The sequence below is a fragment of the Streptomyces sp. GLSS-08 genome, from assembly GCF_056387915.1.
Genome location: NZ_JBWJAQ010000005.1, coordinates 366,450 through 382,122 on the forward strand (window position 1 = coordinate 366,450; position 15,673 = coordinate 382,122).

Consider the following 15,673-nt stretch of genomic DNA (forward strand, 5'->3'; position numbering starts at 1 on the left):
CCCCGGGACACGTCACCCGACTGCCGTACCCGGCATGCGCACGTCCCGGGCGGCGGCCTTCACTGGGGCGAACGGGGGAAAGCAGCGCGGGCAGGAGCGGGGAAAGGCGGAACGGCGATGGCCCCTCAGAGTGGACGAAGGCCCGTCGGGCCGCCCGCGACCGCGCACCCCGCCTCATGACCGCGCCCGCCGACCGCGCCGAGAAGGGCAGGGCGGTCCGCAAACGCGTCCCGCGCTCCGCGCACGCCGACTGGCTGGCCGCGGTCGACCGCCCCGACCCCGTCGCCGTACTGGAACGCCAGTGCCGGGACCGGCTCCAGGAACTCCTGCCGATCCGGTACGGGCGGATGAGCGCGTCCCCCTTCGCGTTCCTGCGCGGCGGGGCCGCCGTGATGGCCGCGGACCTCGCCACCCGGCCGCACACCGGCCTGACCGTCCAGCTCTGCGGCGACGCGCACCTGCTCAACTTCGGTGTGTTCACCTCTCCGGAACGCGCGCTGCTCTTCGACCTGAAGGACTTCGACGAGACCTTCCCCGGGCCCTTCGAGTGGGACGTCAAGCGACTCGCCGCCAGCATCGCCGTGACCGCCCGCGAGAACGGGCACAGCGAGGCACGGGCCCGCCGCGCGGCACGTGCGGCGGGCGCCGAGTACCGCCACGCCATGCGGCACCTCGCGGGACGGGGCGAACTGGCCGTCTGGTACGAACGCATCGACGCCGGCCGGCTGGTCCCGCTGGTCCGCTCCGCACACCACCGCAGACGCGCCGAGTCCAGCCTCGTGCGCGCCCGGCGCCGGACGAGCCTTCAGTCGCTCGGCAGACTCACCGAGACCGTCGACGGCCGACCCCGCATCGTCCAGGACCCGCCCCTGCTGGAGCGCGCCGGGCCGCCCGACATGGGGGCGCTACGCAAGATCTTCAGCGACTACCGCTCCACGCTCTCCGAGGAGCGGCGGCTGCTCCTGGACCGCTACCGCTTCGTGGACGCCGCCCGCAAGGTCGTCGGCGTCGGCAGCGTCGGCACCCGCTGCTTCGTGGTGCTGCTCGCCGGGCGCGACGCGGACGACCCGCTGTTCCTGCAGATCAAGGAGGCCGGCCGGTCCGTCCTCGAGGAACACCTGCCGAGCGGCCCCTACGACCACGCCGGTCACCGCGTCGTCGCCGGCCAGCGGCTGCTCCAGGCCGCGAGCGACATCTTCCTCGGCTGGATGACGGGGCCCCAGGGACGGCCGTACTACTGGCGTCAGCTGCGTGACACGAAGGGCACCGCGGACGTCGCGGGCATGAGCCCGGACGAACTCCTCGGCTACGCGCGGCTGTGCGGCACGGCCCTGGCCCGCGCCCACGCCCGCTCCGGCGACCGCATCGCCATCGCCGCCTACCTCGGCGGCGCCGACACCTTCGAACGCGCCGTCGCGGACTTCGCCCTCCGCTACGCCGACCAGAACGCCCTGGACCACGGGACGCTGTGCGCGGCCGTGGCCGCCGGGGTGGTCAGAGCCGCCCCCGGGGTCTGAGACACCGGCACCGGCCGGCCGGGCCCCGCGGCGTCCGAGCCCGGCGCCCGGCCGCCGCGCGGCGGTGTCCCGCCGCACCCGTGCGGGAGCTGCCATCCGGGTGACGGGCCGGGAAATGGGATGCACGGGCCGGGACCGGGTCCCTACGCTGGGCGAGCGTTCCGGAGCCGTTGGGCACCGCTTCCCGCCGGACAGGCATCGGGCGGCGGACTCGGGGTTACTGTCTACGCACCGACGGACGGCCGCCCGCCCCAGGCGCCCTGTCGAAGCACCCGCTCGAAGCACCCGCAGAGATTCAGTCCGCCCACGCCCCAAGGAGTCCCGTCATGGGCACCTTGATCATTTCGGCGACCTCGGTCCTTGTCGTCCTAGGCTTCTCCCACCACGTCCTGTGGCTGGCCGCGGTCGCCCTGCTCTTCCTGTACGTCCGGTACGGACGCGCCGGGGCGGGCGCGTCCGCCGCGGGCGCCCCGTCCGCTCCCGGCGGATCCGCAGGGTCCGCGGGCCGGGTGGACTCGAGCTACCGCGCCTACCGCGAGCGCCGGGACCAGCAGGCCAGGTGGGAGCGCCGCTACCGCCGCGAACGCCCGCGCGAGGCGCGCCGCCAGGAACGCAGGAAGGGCAACCAGGGCCCTGTCTGACGCGCTCGGCCCCGCCCCCGGCGGGCCGCAACACGACGGAGCCCCGTCACCGCTCCAAGGCGGTGACGGGGCTCCGTCGTGTTGCGCGACGGTTTACACGTCGAAGTACAGCTCGAACTCGTGCGGGTGCGGACGCAGCTGGAGCGGCGCGATCTCGTTCGTGCGCTTGTAGTCGATCCACGTCTCGATCAGGTCCGACGTGAAGACGTCGCCCTGGAGGAGGAACTCGTGGTCGCGCTCGAGGGCGTCGAGGACGGCCGGGAGCGAGGTCGGGACCTGCGCCACGTTCGCGTGCTCCTCGGGAGCCAGCTCGTAGAGGTCCTTGTCGATCGGCTCGGCCGGCTCGATCTTGTTCTTGATGCCGTCGAGGCCGGCGAGCAGCAGCGCCGAGAAGGCGAGGTACGGGTTGCCGGAGGAGTCCGGGGCACGGAACTCGACGCGCTTGGCCTTCGGGTTCGAGCCCGTGATCGGGATACGCATCGCGGCGGAGCGGTTGCGCTGCGAGTACACCATGTTGACCGGCGCCTCGAAGCCCGGGACCAGACGGTGGTACGAGTTCACCGTCGGGTTGGTGAAGGCGAGCAGCGACGGGGCGTGCTTGAGGATGCCGCCGATGTAGAAGCGCGCGGTGTCCGACAGGCCCGCGTAACCGGCCTCGTCGTAGAACAGCGGGTCGCCGTTGGCCCACAGCGACTGGTGGACGTGCATGCCCGAGCCGTTGTCGCCGAAGATCGGCTTCGGCATGAAGGTCGCGGTCTTGCCGTTGCGCCAGGCGACGTTCTTCACGATGTACTTGAAGAGCTGGAGGTCGTCGGCCGCGGCGAGCAGCGTGTTGAACTTGTAGTTGATCTCGGCCTGGCCGGCGGTGCCCACCTCGTGGTGCTGACGCTCGACCTGGAGGCCCGACGCCTCCAGCTCGAGGGAGATCTCGGCGCGCAGGTCGGCGAAGTGGTCGACCGGCGGGGCCGGGAAGTAGCCGCCCTTGTAGCGGACCTTGTAGCCGCGGTTGTCCTCGACCGCACCGGTGTTCCAGGCGCCCGCCTCGGAGTCGATGTGGTAGAAGGACTCGTTCTCCGCGGTCTTGAAGCGCACGCTGTCGAAGACGTAGAACTCGGCCTCGGGGCCGAAGTAGGCCGTGTCGGCGATGCCCGTGGAGGCGAGGTAGGCCTCGGCCTTCTTCGCCACGTTGCGCGGGTCACGGGAGTACTGCTCGCCCGTGATCGGGTCGTGGATGAAGAAGTTGATGTTGACCGTCTTGTCGCGGCGGAAGGGGTCGACGCGCGCGGTGGTCAGGTCGGCGCGGAGCGCCATGTCGGACTCGTGGATGGCCTGGAAGCCGCGGATCGAGGAGCCGTCGAAGGCGAGCTCCTCGGCCGGGTCGAAGGCCTTGGCCGGGATCGTGAAGTGCTGCATCACGCCCGGCAGGTCGCAGAAACGGACGTCTACGAACTTGACGTCCTCGTCCGCGATGTACTTCTTGGCCTCGTCGGCGTTCTGGAACATCCAGCTCCTCCTACTCCCGCCCACTGGGACCGGGGTGGTAGTTCGTTTGTGCGGCCAGTGCGGTGGCACACGCTGGACCCGACCATAGGGACGGGGGATTTCCCAAGCGTGACCCGTTTGTTTCGTGGAAGTTAACCGGCCCGGGTTTCACAGCAGCCTACGCATACCCCGACCGGCCGGGCACATACCCGGTCGCAGTACCGTGGACGGGTGGACAACAGGCAAGCAATCGGATCGTGGCTCTCCGGCCCCCGCGCGGCCGCGGAGGAAGCCGGCGCCGACTTCGGATACCGGGGTGAGCAGCTCGGTCTGCCGCAGGAGGGACCGGGCTCGATCGCCCGCCCGGGCCGCCGGATCGGCGCCCTCGCCGTCGACTGGGCCCTGTGCCTGCTGATCGCATACGGGCTGCTCACCCACGGCTACGACCGGTCGACGGGGAACTGGGCGCTGCTCGTCTTCTTCGTGCTGGGCGTCGTGACCGTCGGCACCGTCGGCTTCACCCCGGGCAAGCGCCTCTTCGGGCTGCGCGTCGTCCCCGAGCGCGGCGGCCGGCCGAACCCGCTGCGCGCCCTGCTGCGGACGGCGCTGCTGTGCGTGGCCGTCCCCGCCCTGATCTGGGACCGCGACGGCAGGGGCCTGCACGACCGGCTCGCCCGCACGGTCGAGGTCCGCAGCTGAGGGACCGCGCGGGTGCGGCGCGACAGCGCGTGCTGGGCGCGGCGAGGGAGACGCAGAGAAGGGGGCGCCCGGAGTGATCCGGGCGCCCCCTTCGACGTGGGAGGGGTCAGCGGGTCTTTCCGCCGCGCGGCATCCGCATGCCCTTGGGCATCGGCCCCTTGGGCAGCGGCATGTTGCTCATCAGGTCGCCCATCGCGCGCAGCCGGTCGTTGGTCCTCGTGACCTGCGGGCCGGTGAGCACGCGCGGCAGCTTCAGCATGGTCGTGCGGAGCCGCTTGAGCTCCACCTGGCCCTCGCCGCTGCCCACGAGCACGTCGTGCACCGGAACGTCCGAGACGATCCGCGCCATCTTCCGCTTCTCGGCGGCCAGCAGGCTCTTCACCCGGTTCGGGTTGCCCTCGGCCACCAGCACGATGCCCGCCTTGCCGACGGCCCGGTGCACCACGTCCTGGCTGCGGTTCATCGCCACGGCCGGGGTCGTCGTCCAGCCCCGGCCGATGTTGTCCAGCACGGCCGCCGCGGCGCCCGGCTGTCCTTCCATCTGCCCGAAGGCGGCACGCTCGGCCCGGCGTCCGAAGACGATCGCCGACGCGAGGAAGGCGATCAGGAGACCGAAAATACCGAGATAGACCGGGTGTCCGATCAAGAAGCCGATCGCGAGGAAGACACCGAGGGTGACGATTCCGACAGCCGCGAGCACAAGACCGATCTTGGAGTCGGCCTTGCGGGTCATCTTGTAGGTCAGGGCGATCTGCTTGAGTCGCCCGGGGTTCGCAGCGTCCGCTGCGGTTTCCTTCCTCGCCATGCCACGAGTCTACGTGGCCCTGGGAGCGCCGACGACGGCGGTGCCGCCGCTACGACAGGCGCAGGCCCACGGCCTCTTCGAGGACGCGCTGCGCCTCGACCCGGTCCTTGGCACGGCGGCGGTCCTCCTGCACGGAGGTCCAGGCGTTGCGGCGCGCGGTGCGCTGTCCGCCGCTCATGAGCAGCGACTCGACGGCACGCAGTGCATCGGTGAACGTGGGAATCGCGGTGGCGCGTACGGGCGCGGCCTGCATGATGGAGGTCCCCCCTCGGGATGGCGGCTCGGGCGGAGGCTGTACGTGGTACGAGACCAGGGTCACTGAATGGTGTTACCAGGGCGTGACCGGCCGGTCAAACGCCCATGAAGCCTGGACGCGGAGGGGTGGGACGCCGACGCGGCCCGACGAGAGCCCGCAAGCTGCGAGGACGGTCACAACCGCGTCGAACCGGCCGCTGCCGGGCGGTCGTTGCCTGTGCGGGGACTCACACGCACAGATGGCACCCCGTGCCACCGCCCCTGCCCGTACGCCGGTCAGACCGCCTGCGAGGCGATGTACGCGCCGCGCTTCTCGACGGCCATCTGGTAGAGCCGGCCGGCGCGGTACGAGGAGCGGACCAGCGGGCCCGACATGACGCCGGAGAAGCCGATCTGCTCCGCCTCGTCCTTCAGCTCGACGAACTCGTGGGGCTTGACCCAGCGCTCCACGGGGTGGTGCCGCACGGACGGGCGCAGGTACTGCGTGATGGTGATCAGCTCGCAGCCGGCCTCGTGCAGTTGGCGGAGGGCTTCGCTGACCTCCTCGCGGGTCTCGCCCATGCCGAGGATCAGGTTCGACTTGGTGACCAGGCCGTAGTCGCGGGCCTCGGTGATGACCTTCAGCGAGCGCTCGTAGCGGAAGCCGGGGCGGATGCGCTTGAAGATGCGGGGGACCGTCTCCACGTTGTGCGCGAAGACCTCGGGGCGCGAGGAGAAGACCTCGGCGAGCTGGTCCGGCTCGGCGTTGAAGTCGGGGGCGAGCAGCTCGACCTTGGTGCGGCCGGCCTCGCGCTCCGCGGTCTGGGCGTGGATCTGGCGGACCGTCTCGGCGTACAGCCAGGCGCCGCCGTCCGCCAGGTCGTCGCGGGCGACGCCGGTGATGGTCGCGTAGTTCAGGTCCATCGTGACGACGGACTCGCCGACGCGGCGCGGCTCGTCGCGGTCCAGCGCCTCGGGCTTGCCGGTGTCGATCTGGCAGAAGTCGCAGCGCCGGGTGCACTGGTCGCCGCCGATGAGGAAGGTGGCCTCGCGGTCCTCCCAGCACTCGTAGATGTTGGGACAGCCCGCCTCCTGGCAGACCGTGTGCAGGCCCTCGCTCTTCACGAGCTTCTGCAGCGCGTTGTACTCGGGACCCATTTTCGCCCGGGTCTTGATCCACTCGGGCTTGCGCTCGATGGGGGTCTGGCTGTTCCGGACCTCCAGGCGCAGCATCTTGCGTCCGTCGGGTGCGACTGCGGACACGTCCGGCTCCCTACAACTTCGATTCGTCGGCGTACACCAGGGTACGCCCGTGCTGTTTTCGGCCCTGCGTCTGGGCAACCTTCGGGTCCGGGGGTGCATTCCCGGGGCGGGCGGCTACGCCGGGGTCCGCTCCACCTCGCGCGGCCTGAGCTCCGCGTTCTGAAGGACGTCCCGCAGATGCCTCTCGGCGACCGGCAGGACGTCGGCGATGGTGAGGTCGCGGCCCAGTTCGTACGCGAGCGAGGTCACGCCCGCGTCGCGGATGCCGCACGGGATGATCCTGTCGAAGGACGAGGTGTCCGGGTTCACGTTCAGGGCGAAGCCGTGCATCGTGACGCCCTTGGCGACCCGGATGCCGACGGCGCAGATCTTGCGGTCCTCGCGCCGCTGGCCGGCGTTGGAGGGCGCGTACTCCGGGCCGTCGAGGCGGGGGTCGAACTCGTCGTCCGTCAGCCGCGGGTCGAGGTCGAGGGAGAGGCCGCCGGGGGAGGGGCGCTGCTCCACCGGGTCGCCGAGGACCCAGACGCCCGCGCGGCCCTCGACCCGGCTGGTCCCGACGCCGAACTCCGCGCACACGCGGATCATCGCCTCCTCGAGCCGGCGCAGGTGCGCCACCACGTCCACCGGGCGCGGGAGCTTCTGGATGGGGTAGCCCACGAGCTGGCCCGGACCGTGCCAGGTGATCTTGCCGCCGCGGTCCACGTCGACGACCGGCGTGCCGTCGAGGGGGCGCTCGCTGTCGGCCGTGCGCCGCCCGGCCGTGTACACGGGCGGGTGCTCCAGGAGCAGACAGGTGTCGGGGACCTCGTCCAGGAAGCGGGCGGCGTGCACCCGGCGCTGCTCGTCCCAGGCCGCCTGGTACTCGACGGCCTCCGCACCGAATCCCATCCGGACGAACCGCAGTTCACTCACGGCAAGCGCCTTTCTAGAAGCTCCCACAGGCACGGACTGACGGCGCGCCGCCGACCGGCCCCCGGGATCCACCCGCACGACCGGCGGGGCGGGGCCCGTAAGGCACGAAGCACGCCTACGCCACTGTACGTCCGGCCGACGGACGTCAGCCCCGCGGACAATCCTCACACGATCGGATGAATGAACGTGGAAATGTGCGATCGGGTGTTTACGGACCGCTACATTCGCGCCGTCACGAGGCCATAAGGGCTGCTCACAGGCAATCCGGGCACTTGACGCCCGGAAGGCAGGAGACCGCACCGCACCATGACCGAACGACCCGCGCAGCGCACTCCCAACCGACAGCTCGCCGCGCTCATCGCAGAAGCGGGGTTCTCCAACGCAGGTCTCGCCCGCCGGGTGGACCAGCTCGGCCTCGAACACGGCCTCGATCTCAGATACGACAAGACATCCGTGACCCGCTGGCTGCGCGGACAGCAGCCCCGGGGCACCACACCGGCACTCATTGCCGAGGTCTTCACCCGTCGCCTCGGCCGCCGGCTCACCGCCCAGGACCTGGGGCTGGACGCGTGCGCCCCGGTGTACGCCGGCCTGGAGTTCGCCGCGAGCCCCGAGGAGGCCGTCGACATCGTCAGCGGCCTGTGGCGCAAGGACTCCGGCAGCCACGCCGAGCTCCGCAAGATCGCCTTCACCCCGGCGGGACTGGTCGTCCCGAGCCGGGACTGGCTCATCGGCCGCGCCGACGAACGTGTCGGCCGCGGTGAGCCGGCGGCCCTGGGGGTCCCCGCGCAGGGCCGCCCCGCGGTGCCCCGCCAGCGCGCCCGGTCCGAGCGCGGACCCGGCCTGCGGGTCACCGGCGGTGACATCGCCGCCCTGCGCTCGGTCGGCGAGTTGTTCCGGTCGCTCGATCACGCGTACGGCGGCGGCCACGCCCGCCAGGCCCTCGTGCGCTACCTGGAGCACGAGGCCGAACCGATGCTCCGCGGCACCTACGGCGAGCAGACCGGCCGCCGCCTCTTCGCGGCCGCCGCCGACCTCACCCGCCTCGCCGGCTGGACCTCGTACGACATCGCCGCACACGGGCTCGCCCAGCGGTACTTCGTCCAGGCGCTGCGCCTGGCCCAGGCGGCGGGCGACCGGGCCTACGGGTCGTACGTGCTGGTGACCATGAGCCGGCAGGCGGTCTACCTGGGGCACGGGCGCGAGGCCGTCCAGCTGGCGCGGGTGGCGCAGCAGGGCGTCGGCTCCTGCGCCCCGCCGGTGATGCAGGCGATGCTGCACTCCGTCGAGGCGCGCGGACACGGCGTGCTGGGGGAGGTGCGCGCCTGCACGGCCTCCCTCGTGCGGGCCGAGCGGGCCCTTGAGGCGGCCCGGCCCGCCGACGAGGTCCCGCACTGGGCCCGGTTCTTCGACGAGGCGCAGCTCGCCGACGAGTTCGGGCACTGCCACCGGGATCTCCAGCAGTACCGGGCCGCGGCCCAGCACGCGGAGCGCTCGCTCAGGCTGCGGGCGCCCGGCTACGCGCGCAGCCGGCTGTTCTGCCGCGTGGTGCTGGCCACCGCACGGCTGGCGCTCGGCGAGCTCGACCAGGCCTGTCAGCTGGGGGCCGAGGCCGCGGGCCAGGCGGCGGAGATGCGTTCGGTGCGGGCGGTGGAGTACGTGCGCGACTTCGAACGCCGTCTCGAGCCCTACCGGGACGCCGCTCCCGTGCGGGGTTACCGGGACCGGGTGTCCGCCCTCGGGTGAGCCGTGCTCACGCGGCCGTCTCCAGGGGTCTGTCGGCGGGAGCCGGACGGACGCCCAGGTCCTTCAGCAGGGCCCGGGCGGCCCGGCGGCCCGAGTGCAGCGCGCCCTGGACGGTGCTGGTGCCGCGGTGGTCGCCGCACACGTACAGGCCCGCCAACAGGCGCACCGGGCGGCACAGGTCGTGCGGCGGGGGCATCGCGGGGACCGCCTCGGGGTCGTGGTGGACCGCGAGGAGTTCCCAGCGGCGGGTCGACGTCCCGTAGAGGCGGGCCAGTTGGGCGCGGACCGTCGCGTCCAGGGCGGCGGCGGCCGGTGGAGTGCCCAGCACCGTCGAGGAGACGAGGGCGCGGCCCGCCGGTGCCCGGGTGGGGTCGACCTGGCTGATCACCGCGGTGTGTGTCACCGGACCGCTCCGGTCGGCGTCCAGGAGCAGCGCCGGGTCGCCGAGCGGCGGCTCGTCGGCCGTGTGGTGGACGACGGTGACGGGATGGAAGGCGGGGACCCGCAGCCCGGGCAGGAGAGCGGCCGCGGCGCGGGCGCCGGTCGCCAGCACCAGGGAACGGCAGGGGAGCACGCCGTGGTCCCGGGTGGTCACCGACGTGGTGGAGACCGCGGTGACGTGCACACCGGTACGGACGGTGCCGGGGGGCAGGGCGGCCGCGAGGAGTCCGGGCAGGGTGTCGCAACCGCCCTCGGGGACGCACAGCCGCCCCGTGGCGAAGGAGTGCAGCGCGAGGTCCGCGCAGCGGCTGGAGGTCGTGAGGTCCGGATCGCACAACAGGGCGGCCAGCAGGGGCCGGAGGAAGCCGTCGACGGTGCGGGCCGGGAAGCCGCGCGCCGACAGCGCCTGCGCGGCGGGGAGTTCCGGACGGCCCAGGATGCCGCCCGGCGGGGTGGCGGCCAGCCGCGCCAGCGCGGCCCCCAGACGGGCCTGGTCGAGGGGCCGGCCCAGCGGGCCCGCCGGGCGGCATCCTGGGCCGGAGTGACCGCCCGGACGGACTGCCGATCCCGGCAGCCTGGGGGCGCTCGCCAGGGCGCGTACCGCGGTGAGTGCGCCTCTCGCGCTCCGGGGGTGGAGGGGGGCGTACGCCCGGTGGTGCCGGCCGTCGCTGTGGAGCAGGACGCCCGGTGAGAACGACCGCAGGGCCAGCGCGTCCAGGCCCGGGGTGCGGCGCAGTTCGGGATACGAGGTGGACAGCAGCCGGCCCAGTCTGTCCAGCCGGAACCCGTCCACCTTCTCCGTCGACATGCGGCCCCCCACGCGCGGGGCGGCCTCCAGAACGGCGGTGGTGAGGCCCGCCCCGGTGAGGTGGTGGGCCGCCGCGAGTCCCGCGACCCCGGCCCCCACGATCACGACGTCCACGTCCTGCGAGATCTGCGCTTCGCGTCCCGGCTCTAGCACGTGCTCCTCCTGGAGGTCGCGCGGCTGTGGGGACGTCATGCCCCCGACAGGGGCCCGGAATACCCGAGTTCCGGTCGAGGTTAGGTCGACCGCCCCGCGAGGCAAGGGCGCACGGAGCCCTCGCACGGTCGCAAGGGGGAGCACTCCCGCACCCCCCCGGGGTCGGGGACCGGCCCCGGCGTTCCCGGGCCGGGACGGAATGGCGCGCGGAGACGGCTGGTTCAGCGCAGAGCGGACCGCAGGGCCGCGTCGATCGACGGGAACGCGAAGACGAAACCGGAGTCGAGCAGCCTGGCCGGCCGGACCCGCTGGCTGCCCAGCACGTCACCGGCCATCCCCCCGAGCGCGGCCCGCAACACCGATGCCGGCACGGCGAACACCGTGGGCCGCCGCAGCACCCGCCCCATCGCCGCCGTCACCTCGGCGTTGGTGAGCGGCTCGGGCGCCGTCAGATTGACCGGCCCGGACAGCGACTCCGTGTCGATCAGATGCCGCAGCGCGGCCACCTCGTCGTGCAGGGAGATGTAGCTCCAGTACTGGCGCCCGTCCCCCATCCGCCCCCCGAGCCCGGCCTTGAAGACCGGAAACAGCTTCCCCCAGGCCCCGCCCTCCCGGGCCACCACCAGCCCGGTACGGGCGAACACGGTACGGATGCCCGCCTCCCGCGCCGCTGCCGCCGCCCCCTCCCACTCCACGCACACGGACGGCAGGAAACCGTCACCGGGCGGCGCGCTCTCGTCCACCGCCCGGTCGCCGGTGTCGCCGTAGATGCCGATCGCGCTGCCGTTGACGAGGACGCGCGGCGGTGTGTCCAGGGAGGCCACCGCCTCGGCGAGCGCGGCCGTGCCGAGCACGCGGCTGTCGCGGATCTCCCGCCGGTAGTCCTCCGTCCAGCGCCGCGAGGCGATCCCGGCACCCGCGAGGTTGACCACCGCGGCGCACCCGGCGAGCCCCGCAGTGTCGACCCGCCGGACCCTGGGATCCCACCGCACCTCGTCCTTCGTCCGGGGAGCCCGGCGCACGATCCGCACCACCTCGTGGCCGTCCGCGGCGAGGGAGCGCGCCAGTGCCGAGCCGATCAGGCCGGACGCACCGGCGATCGCGATGCGGGAGCCGGGGGCAAGCGGTGAGTTCATGGATCCATCCTGCCGGGTGCCTCCGGGAAAACCCGGCCGGACCGCCGCGCCCGCGTCGTACAGTGACCGGCATGCCGGTACCGCACATACGTCACGCCACTCCTGACGACGAGGAGGCACTCGGCCTGCTCGACCGTGTCACCTGGTCCCCGGTGCACGCCGTCCAGCCGCGTCCCCGGCCGCCGTACGAGCCCTTCTTCAGCGAGCGGTCAGGGCCGCGTGACCATCTGGTCGCCGAGCTCGCCGGCCAGGTCGTCGGCTACCTCCGGCTGGGATTCCCGACCCCCCTCGCCTGCAACGCCCATGTCCGCCAGATCCAGGGACTCGTCGTCGCCGAGGAGGCGCGCGGAGCCGGAGTGGGCCGGGCCCTGCTGCGGGCCGCCGGGGACGAGGCCCGGCGCCAGGGGGCCCGGCGCATCACGCTCCGCGTCCTCGGCCACAACACCCCCGCCCGGAAGCTGTACGAGTCGGAGGGGTTCGCGGTGGAGGGCGTCCTGCCCGGGGAGTTCCTGATCGAGGGCGCCTACGTGGACGACGTCATGATGGGACGTCAACTCTGAACCACGGGCGCGCACGGCCGGCGTCGTGCCGGGGGCCCCGGCTCACCGGCGGCGGCCTCGCGCGACGCGGCTACGAGGTGACCAGGCCGCCGGTGTCCACCGGTGCCGTGGCCCTCGCCGCGCGCCCGGCGTCGCCCGCTATCTCGTCCACCGTCAGCACGTACCCCGTCTCGCTGTCCGAGGTCGAGCGGGCGAAGACGACACCGAAGACCTTCCCGTCCGTGGTGAGCAGCGGGCCGCCCGAGTTGCCGGGGCGGACGGTGGAGCGGATGGAGTAGATCTCGCGGGTCACCGTGTCCGTGTTGTAGATGTTCCGGCCCGTCGCGTCGATGCGGCTCGCGACCGTCGCCGCCTGGAGGTTCAGGCCGCCGTCCTGCGGATAGCCGGCGACGACCGCCGAGTCGCCCCGCTGCGCGCTGTCGTCGAAGCGCAGGACGGGCGCGTGCAGCCCCGGCACGTACAGGACGGCGACGTCCTTCTCCGGGTCGAAGAGCACCACCCTCGCCTCGTACGCGCGGCCCACGCCGCCCACCCGCACGGTCGGCCGGTCGATGCCCGCCACCACGTGGGCGTTGGTCATCACGTGCTGCGCGGCGTACACGAAGCCGCTGCCCTCGCGGCCCTGGTCGCCCGAGGCGCCCTCGATCTTCACCGTGCTGCGCTTGGCCGCGTTCGCCGCGCTCGCCGTGACGCTGTCACCGGAGGGCTTGGCGACACCGGCCGCGGGCTCGTTCTCGAACGGGTTGAAGACCTGTGGGAAGCCCGCCTCCGTCAGCGCCGAGGTCGCCCGCGAGAACCAGGCGGGCGTGGCCTGCGGCATCGCGTCCTGCACGGCGCCCAGCAGCGCGGACCCGCGTATCGACTGGGTGACCACGGTGGACGAGGAAGCGCCGAGGACGCTCGCGGCGACCCAGGCCACCAGGAGCACCGCGAGCGTGTTCGCGGCGGCTCCGCCGACCCCGTCGGCCACCCGCAGCGGGCCGCCCTCCAGCTCGCGGCGCAGCTTCAGCGCCAGCCGTCCCGCCAGCTCGTGGCCGATCACGGCGGGCATCAGCACCGTCAGCACGGCCGTCACCGTGGCCGCCGGGGTCCCCGGCGTGGCCAGGCCCATCACCCACGGCAGGAGCCACACCCCGATGACGGCGCCGCCCACGAAACCGGCCAGCGAGACACAGCCGGCGACGAGGCCGCGCCGGTAGCCGGACGCCGCGTAGGCGAGGATCACCAGCAACAGCAGCAAGTCGAGCAGGTCCACGGAGCCGCCTTTCTCTCGGGCCCCTCAGTACGTGCGGGGCGGGCCCAGTGATCAGGCACGCGCGCGTACGGCCCGAAACCGGCACACGTGCGTGGACCTGTAGAAACGCCCCGGACCGGGACGATGGTTCCACCGGGTGGCACAGCCCACGTCGCGGATGGTCCGGACCTGGGCGAGGGTGGGACACATGCGTGTCTTCCCCGGAGCGCGGGGGACACGAATACCCGGCGCCGCGCGGCGACGGACCGCGCGGCACGCGCGGACCGCCGAGGCGCGGGAGCCACGAGCGGCGCGCCTGCGGGCCGCGGTACGCCGCCTGCGCCTCCCCCGCGCCGAAAGCCCCCCGTCCGGCTCCCGCCCGCCCACGCCCGGGCCCATGCCGGGGACGCCCCCCGGCGGCGGCCTCCCCGCCGACAACGGGGCCGCAGTTCCCACCCCACCCCGCGCCGAGAGCCCCCCGTCCGGCTCCCGCCCGCCCACGCCCGGGCTGCCGGGGAGGCCCCCCGGCGGCGGTGGCCTCCCCGCCGACAACGGGGCCGCAGCTCCCATCCCACCCCGCGCCGAGAGCCCCCCGTCCGGCTCCCGCCCGCCCACGCCCGGGCCCATGCCGGGGACGCCCCCCGGCGGCGGTGGCCTCCCCGCCGACAACGGGGCCGCAGTTCCCATCCCACCCCGCGCCGAGAGCCCCCCGTCCGGCTCCCGCCCGCCCACGCCCGGGCCCATGCCGGGGACGCCCCCCGGCGGAGGTGGCCTCCCCGCCGACAATGGGGCCGTCGTGCCTGCCCCTCCCCGGGACGGCGCCCCGGGCGAAGCCCCCATGCCGTCTCGGGACGGCGCCCCCACGCCGCCCCCGGACGGCCCACTGGCGGGCGCACGCCCGCCGGTACCGGCCGACACCCGCACGCCAACCCGGGACGGTGCGCCCGCGCCCGACCCGGACGGTGCGCCCGTCCTGGACAGCACGTCCGCCTCGGACAGCGCGCCCCCGCCGGAAGGCCTGCCGGCCTCGGCAGGCACGTATCCGCCGGACGGCGAACGACTTTTCGGTGGTCCACCCCGAACCGGCACCCCCGCCCAGGGACCCGCACCCCCGGACAACGCCCCCGCGCGAGAGCCCGCCCCCGCGCGAGAACCCGCCCCCGCGGACAACCCGCCGCCGGAACCCCCGCGTCGCTTCGACACGTCGCGGCTGCCCACCCCGGTTCGCGTGGCCCTGCTCTTCCTGCCGGGGATCTGCGTCGTGCTGGCGCTGGTGCTGTGCACGGTGGGCCTGGGCGGCGGGGGATCCGGCGCCGACCGGCCCGTCGCCGCGCGGCCCGCCGTGGAGCACAAGGCCCCGCGCCCGCCCGTCGTGCCGCGCTCGCGGTGGATCGACGCCCGCGCGCCCGGCCAGCCACCCCCGCGCTACGACGACCGCGTCGCCGCGGTCTTCGTGCACCACACCGACTCGCCGAACGGTTACGACTGCGCGGACACGCCCCGCATCATCCGCTACCTGTACGCGGGCCAGACCGGCGCCCGTCAGTGGGACGACATCGGCTACAACTTCCTCGTCGACCGCTGCGGCACGATCTACGAGGGCCGGGCCGGCGGCGTCGACCGGCCCGTCACCGGCGCCCACACCCAGGGCTTCAACCACCGCACCGTGGGGATCGCGGCCATCGGCACCTTCACGGCGGGTACGCCGGTGCCGCGGGCGATGACCGACGCGATCGCCGCGCTCGCCGCGTGGAAGCTCGGCCTCGGGAACATCGATCCGCGCACCAGGGTCCGGCTCCGGTCCAGCAACGACCTCAGCCGCTACCGCGCGGGCACCACCGCTTCCCTGCCCGCGCTGGCCGGCCACAACGCGGGCTTCATGACCAGTTGCCCGGGGGCGGCGCTGACCGCCCGGCTGCCGGCCATGCGCGAACTGGCCGCCCGGCTCCAGGGGCGCTGAAACCCACAGCGGCCCCACAGGCGGTCCAGGGACCCCTCAGACCCCCGCTCCCTAGCCTCTGCGTATCGACAGGCAGCCGACC

General features: G+C 73.7%; 14 protein-coding genes. 6 read left to right on the forward strand and 8 right to left on the reverse strand.

Annotated features, from left to right (window positions below; translation table 11 throughout):
* The first annotated feature begins 176 nt into the window (after positions 1-176).
* Together AC0ZLC_RS11890 and AC0ZLC_RS11895 are read left to right on the forward strand one after the other, a co-directional pair.
* Positions 177-1,517, forward strand: coding sequence for a DUF2252 domain-containing protein (locus tag AC0ZLC_RS11890; protein WP_476751879.1), 1,341 nt, complete (start codon positions 177-179; stop codon positions 1,515-1,517).
* Between the two features lie 326 nt (positions 1,518-1,843).
* Entirely contained in the window at positions 1,844-2,158 is a 315-nt protein-coding gene (locus tag AC0ZLC_RS11895; RefSeq protein ID WP_476751880.1) for a hypothetical protein, read from the forward strand.
* Positions 2,159-2,251: 93 nt separating this feature from the next.
* Here the strand turns inward: AC0ZLC_RS11895 and glnA are convergent, their stop codons facing one another.
* Positions 2,252-3,661, reverse strand: a complete 1,410-nt coding sequence (gene glnA, locus AC0ZLC_RS11900; protein ID WP_358851653.1) for a type I glutamate--ammonia ligase — start codon at positions 3,659-3,661, stop codon at positions 2,252-2,254.
* Between the two features lie 210 nt (positions 3,662-3,871).
* On the opposite strand from glnA, the gene AC0ZLC_RS11905 reads away from it, so the two are divergent.
* On the forward strand, positions 3,872-4,339 hold the full coding sequence (locus AC0ZLC_RS11905; RefSeq protein ID WP_476751881.1) for an RDD family protein: 468 nt from the start codon (positions 3,872-3,874) through the stop codon (positions 4,337-4,339).
* Positions 4,340-4,445: 106 nt separating this feature from the next.
* Here the strand turns inward: AC0ZLC_RS11905 and AC0ZLC_RS11910 are convergent, their stop codons facing one another.
* From AC0ZLC_RS11910 to lipB, 4 genes are all read right to left on the reverse strand, one after another.
* Positions 4,446-5,144: a DUF4191 domain-containing protein gene (locus AC0ZLC_RS11910; protein ID WP_476751882.1), complete on the reverse strand. Its 699-nt coding sequence runs from the start codon at positions 5,142-5,144 to the stop codon at positions 4,446-4,448.
* 49 nt (positions 5,145-5,193) lie between these two features.
* A complete protein-coding gene (locus tag AC0ZLC_RS11915) occupies positions 5,194-5,397 on the reverse strand; it encodes an SCO2195 family GlnR-regulated protein (protein WP_476751883.1) in 204 nt (67 codons plus the stop codon).
* 278 nt (positions 5,398-5,675) lie between these two features.
* A complete protein-coding gene (gene lipA / locus AC0ZLC_RS11920; protein WP_476751884.1) occupies positions 5,676-6,641 on the reverse strand; it encodes a lipoyl synthase in 966 nt (321 codons plus the stop codon).
* 114 nt (positions 6,642-6,755) lie between these two features.
* Positions 6,756-7,553 carry a lipoyl(octanoyl) transferase LipB gene (gene lipB, locus AC0ZLC_RS11925; RefSeq protein ID WP_476751885.1) on the reverse strand — a complete coding sequence of 266 codons (798 nt, stop codon included), beginning with the start codon at positions 7,551-7,553 and terminating at the stop codon, positions 6,756-6,758.
* A gap of 306 nt (positions 7,554-7,859) precedes the next feature.
* Here lipB and AC0ZLC_RS11930 point away from each other — a divergent pair, with 306 nt between their 5' ends.
* Positions 7,860-9,299, forward strand: a complete 1,440-nt coding sequence (locus AC0ZLC_RS11930) for a regulator (protein WP_476751886.1) — start codon at positions 7,860-7,862, stop codon at positions 9,297-9,299.
* A gap of 7 nt (positions 9,300-9,306) precedes the next feature.
* Here the strand turns inward: AC0ZLC_RS11930 and AC0ZLC_RS11935 are convergent, their stop codons facing one another.
* Positions 9,307-10,740, reverse strand: a complete 1,434-nt coding sequence (locus AC0ZLC_RS11935) for an FAD-dependent oxidoreductase (protein ID WP_476751887.1) — start codon at positions 10,738-10,740, stop codon at positions 9,307-9,309.
* A 182-nt stretch (positions 10,741-10,922) separates the two neighbouring features.
* Positions 10,923-11,837, reverse strand: coding sequence for a TIGR01777 family oxidoreductase (locus tag AC0ZLC_RS11940; protein ID WP_476751888.1), 915 nt, complete (start codon positions 11,835-11,837; stop codon positions 10,923-10,925).
* 71 nt (positions 11,838-11,908) lie between these two features.
* Here AC0ZLC_RS11940 and AC0ZLC_RS11945 point away from each other — a divergent pair, with 71 nt between their 5' ends.
* Entirely contained in the window at positions 11,909-12,397 is a 489-nt protein-coding gene (locus AC0ZLC_RS11945) for an N-acetyltransferase family protein (RefSeq protein ID WP_476751889.1), read from the forward strand.
* Positions 12,398-12,467: 70 nt separating this feature from the next.
* Here the strand turns inward: AC0ZLC_RS11945 and AC0ZLC_RS11950 are convergent, their stop codons facing one another.
* A complete protein-coding gene (locus AC0ZLC_RS11950) occupies positions 12,468-13,652 on the reverse strand; it encodes a MarP family serine protease (RefSeq protein ID WP_476751890.1) in 1,185 nt (394 codons plus the stop codon).
* 1,189 nt (positions 13,653-14,841) lie between these two features.
* Here AC0ZLC_RS11950 and AC0ZLC_RS11955 point away from each other — a divergent pair.
* Positions 14,842-15,591: a peptidoglycan recognition protein family protein gene (locus tag AC0ZLC_RS11955; RefSeq protein WP_476751933.1), complete on the forward strand. Its 750-nt coding sequence runs from the start codon at positions 14,842-14,844 to the stop codon at positions 15,589-15,591.
* Positions 15,592-15,673 lie beyond the last annotated feature (82 nt).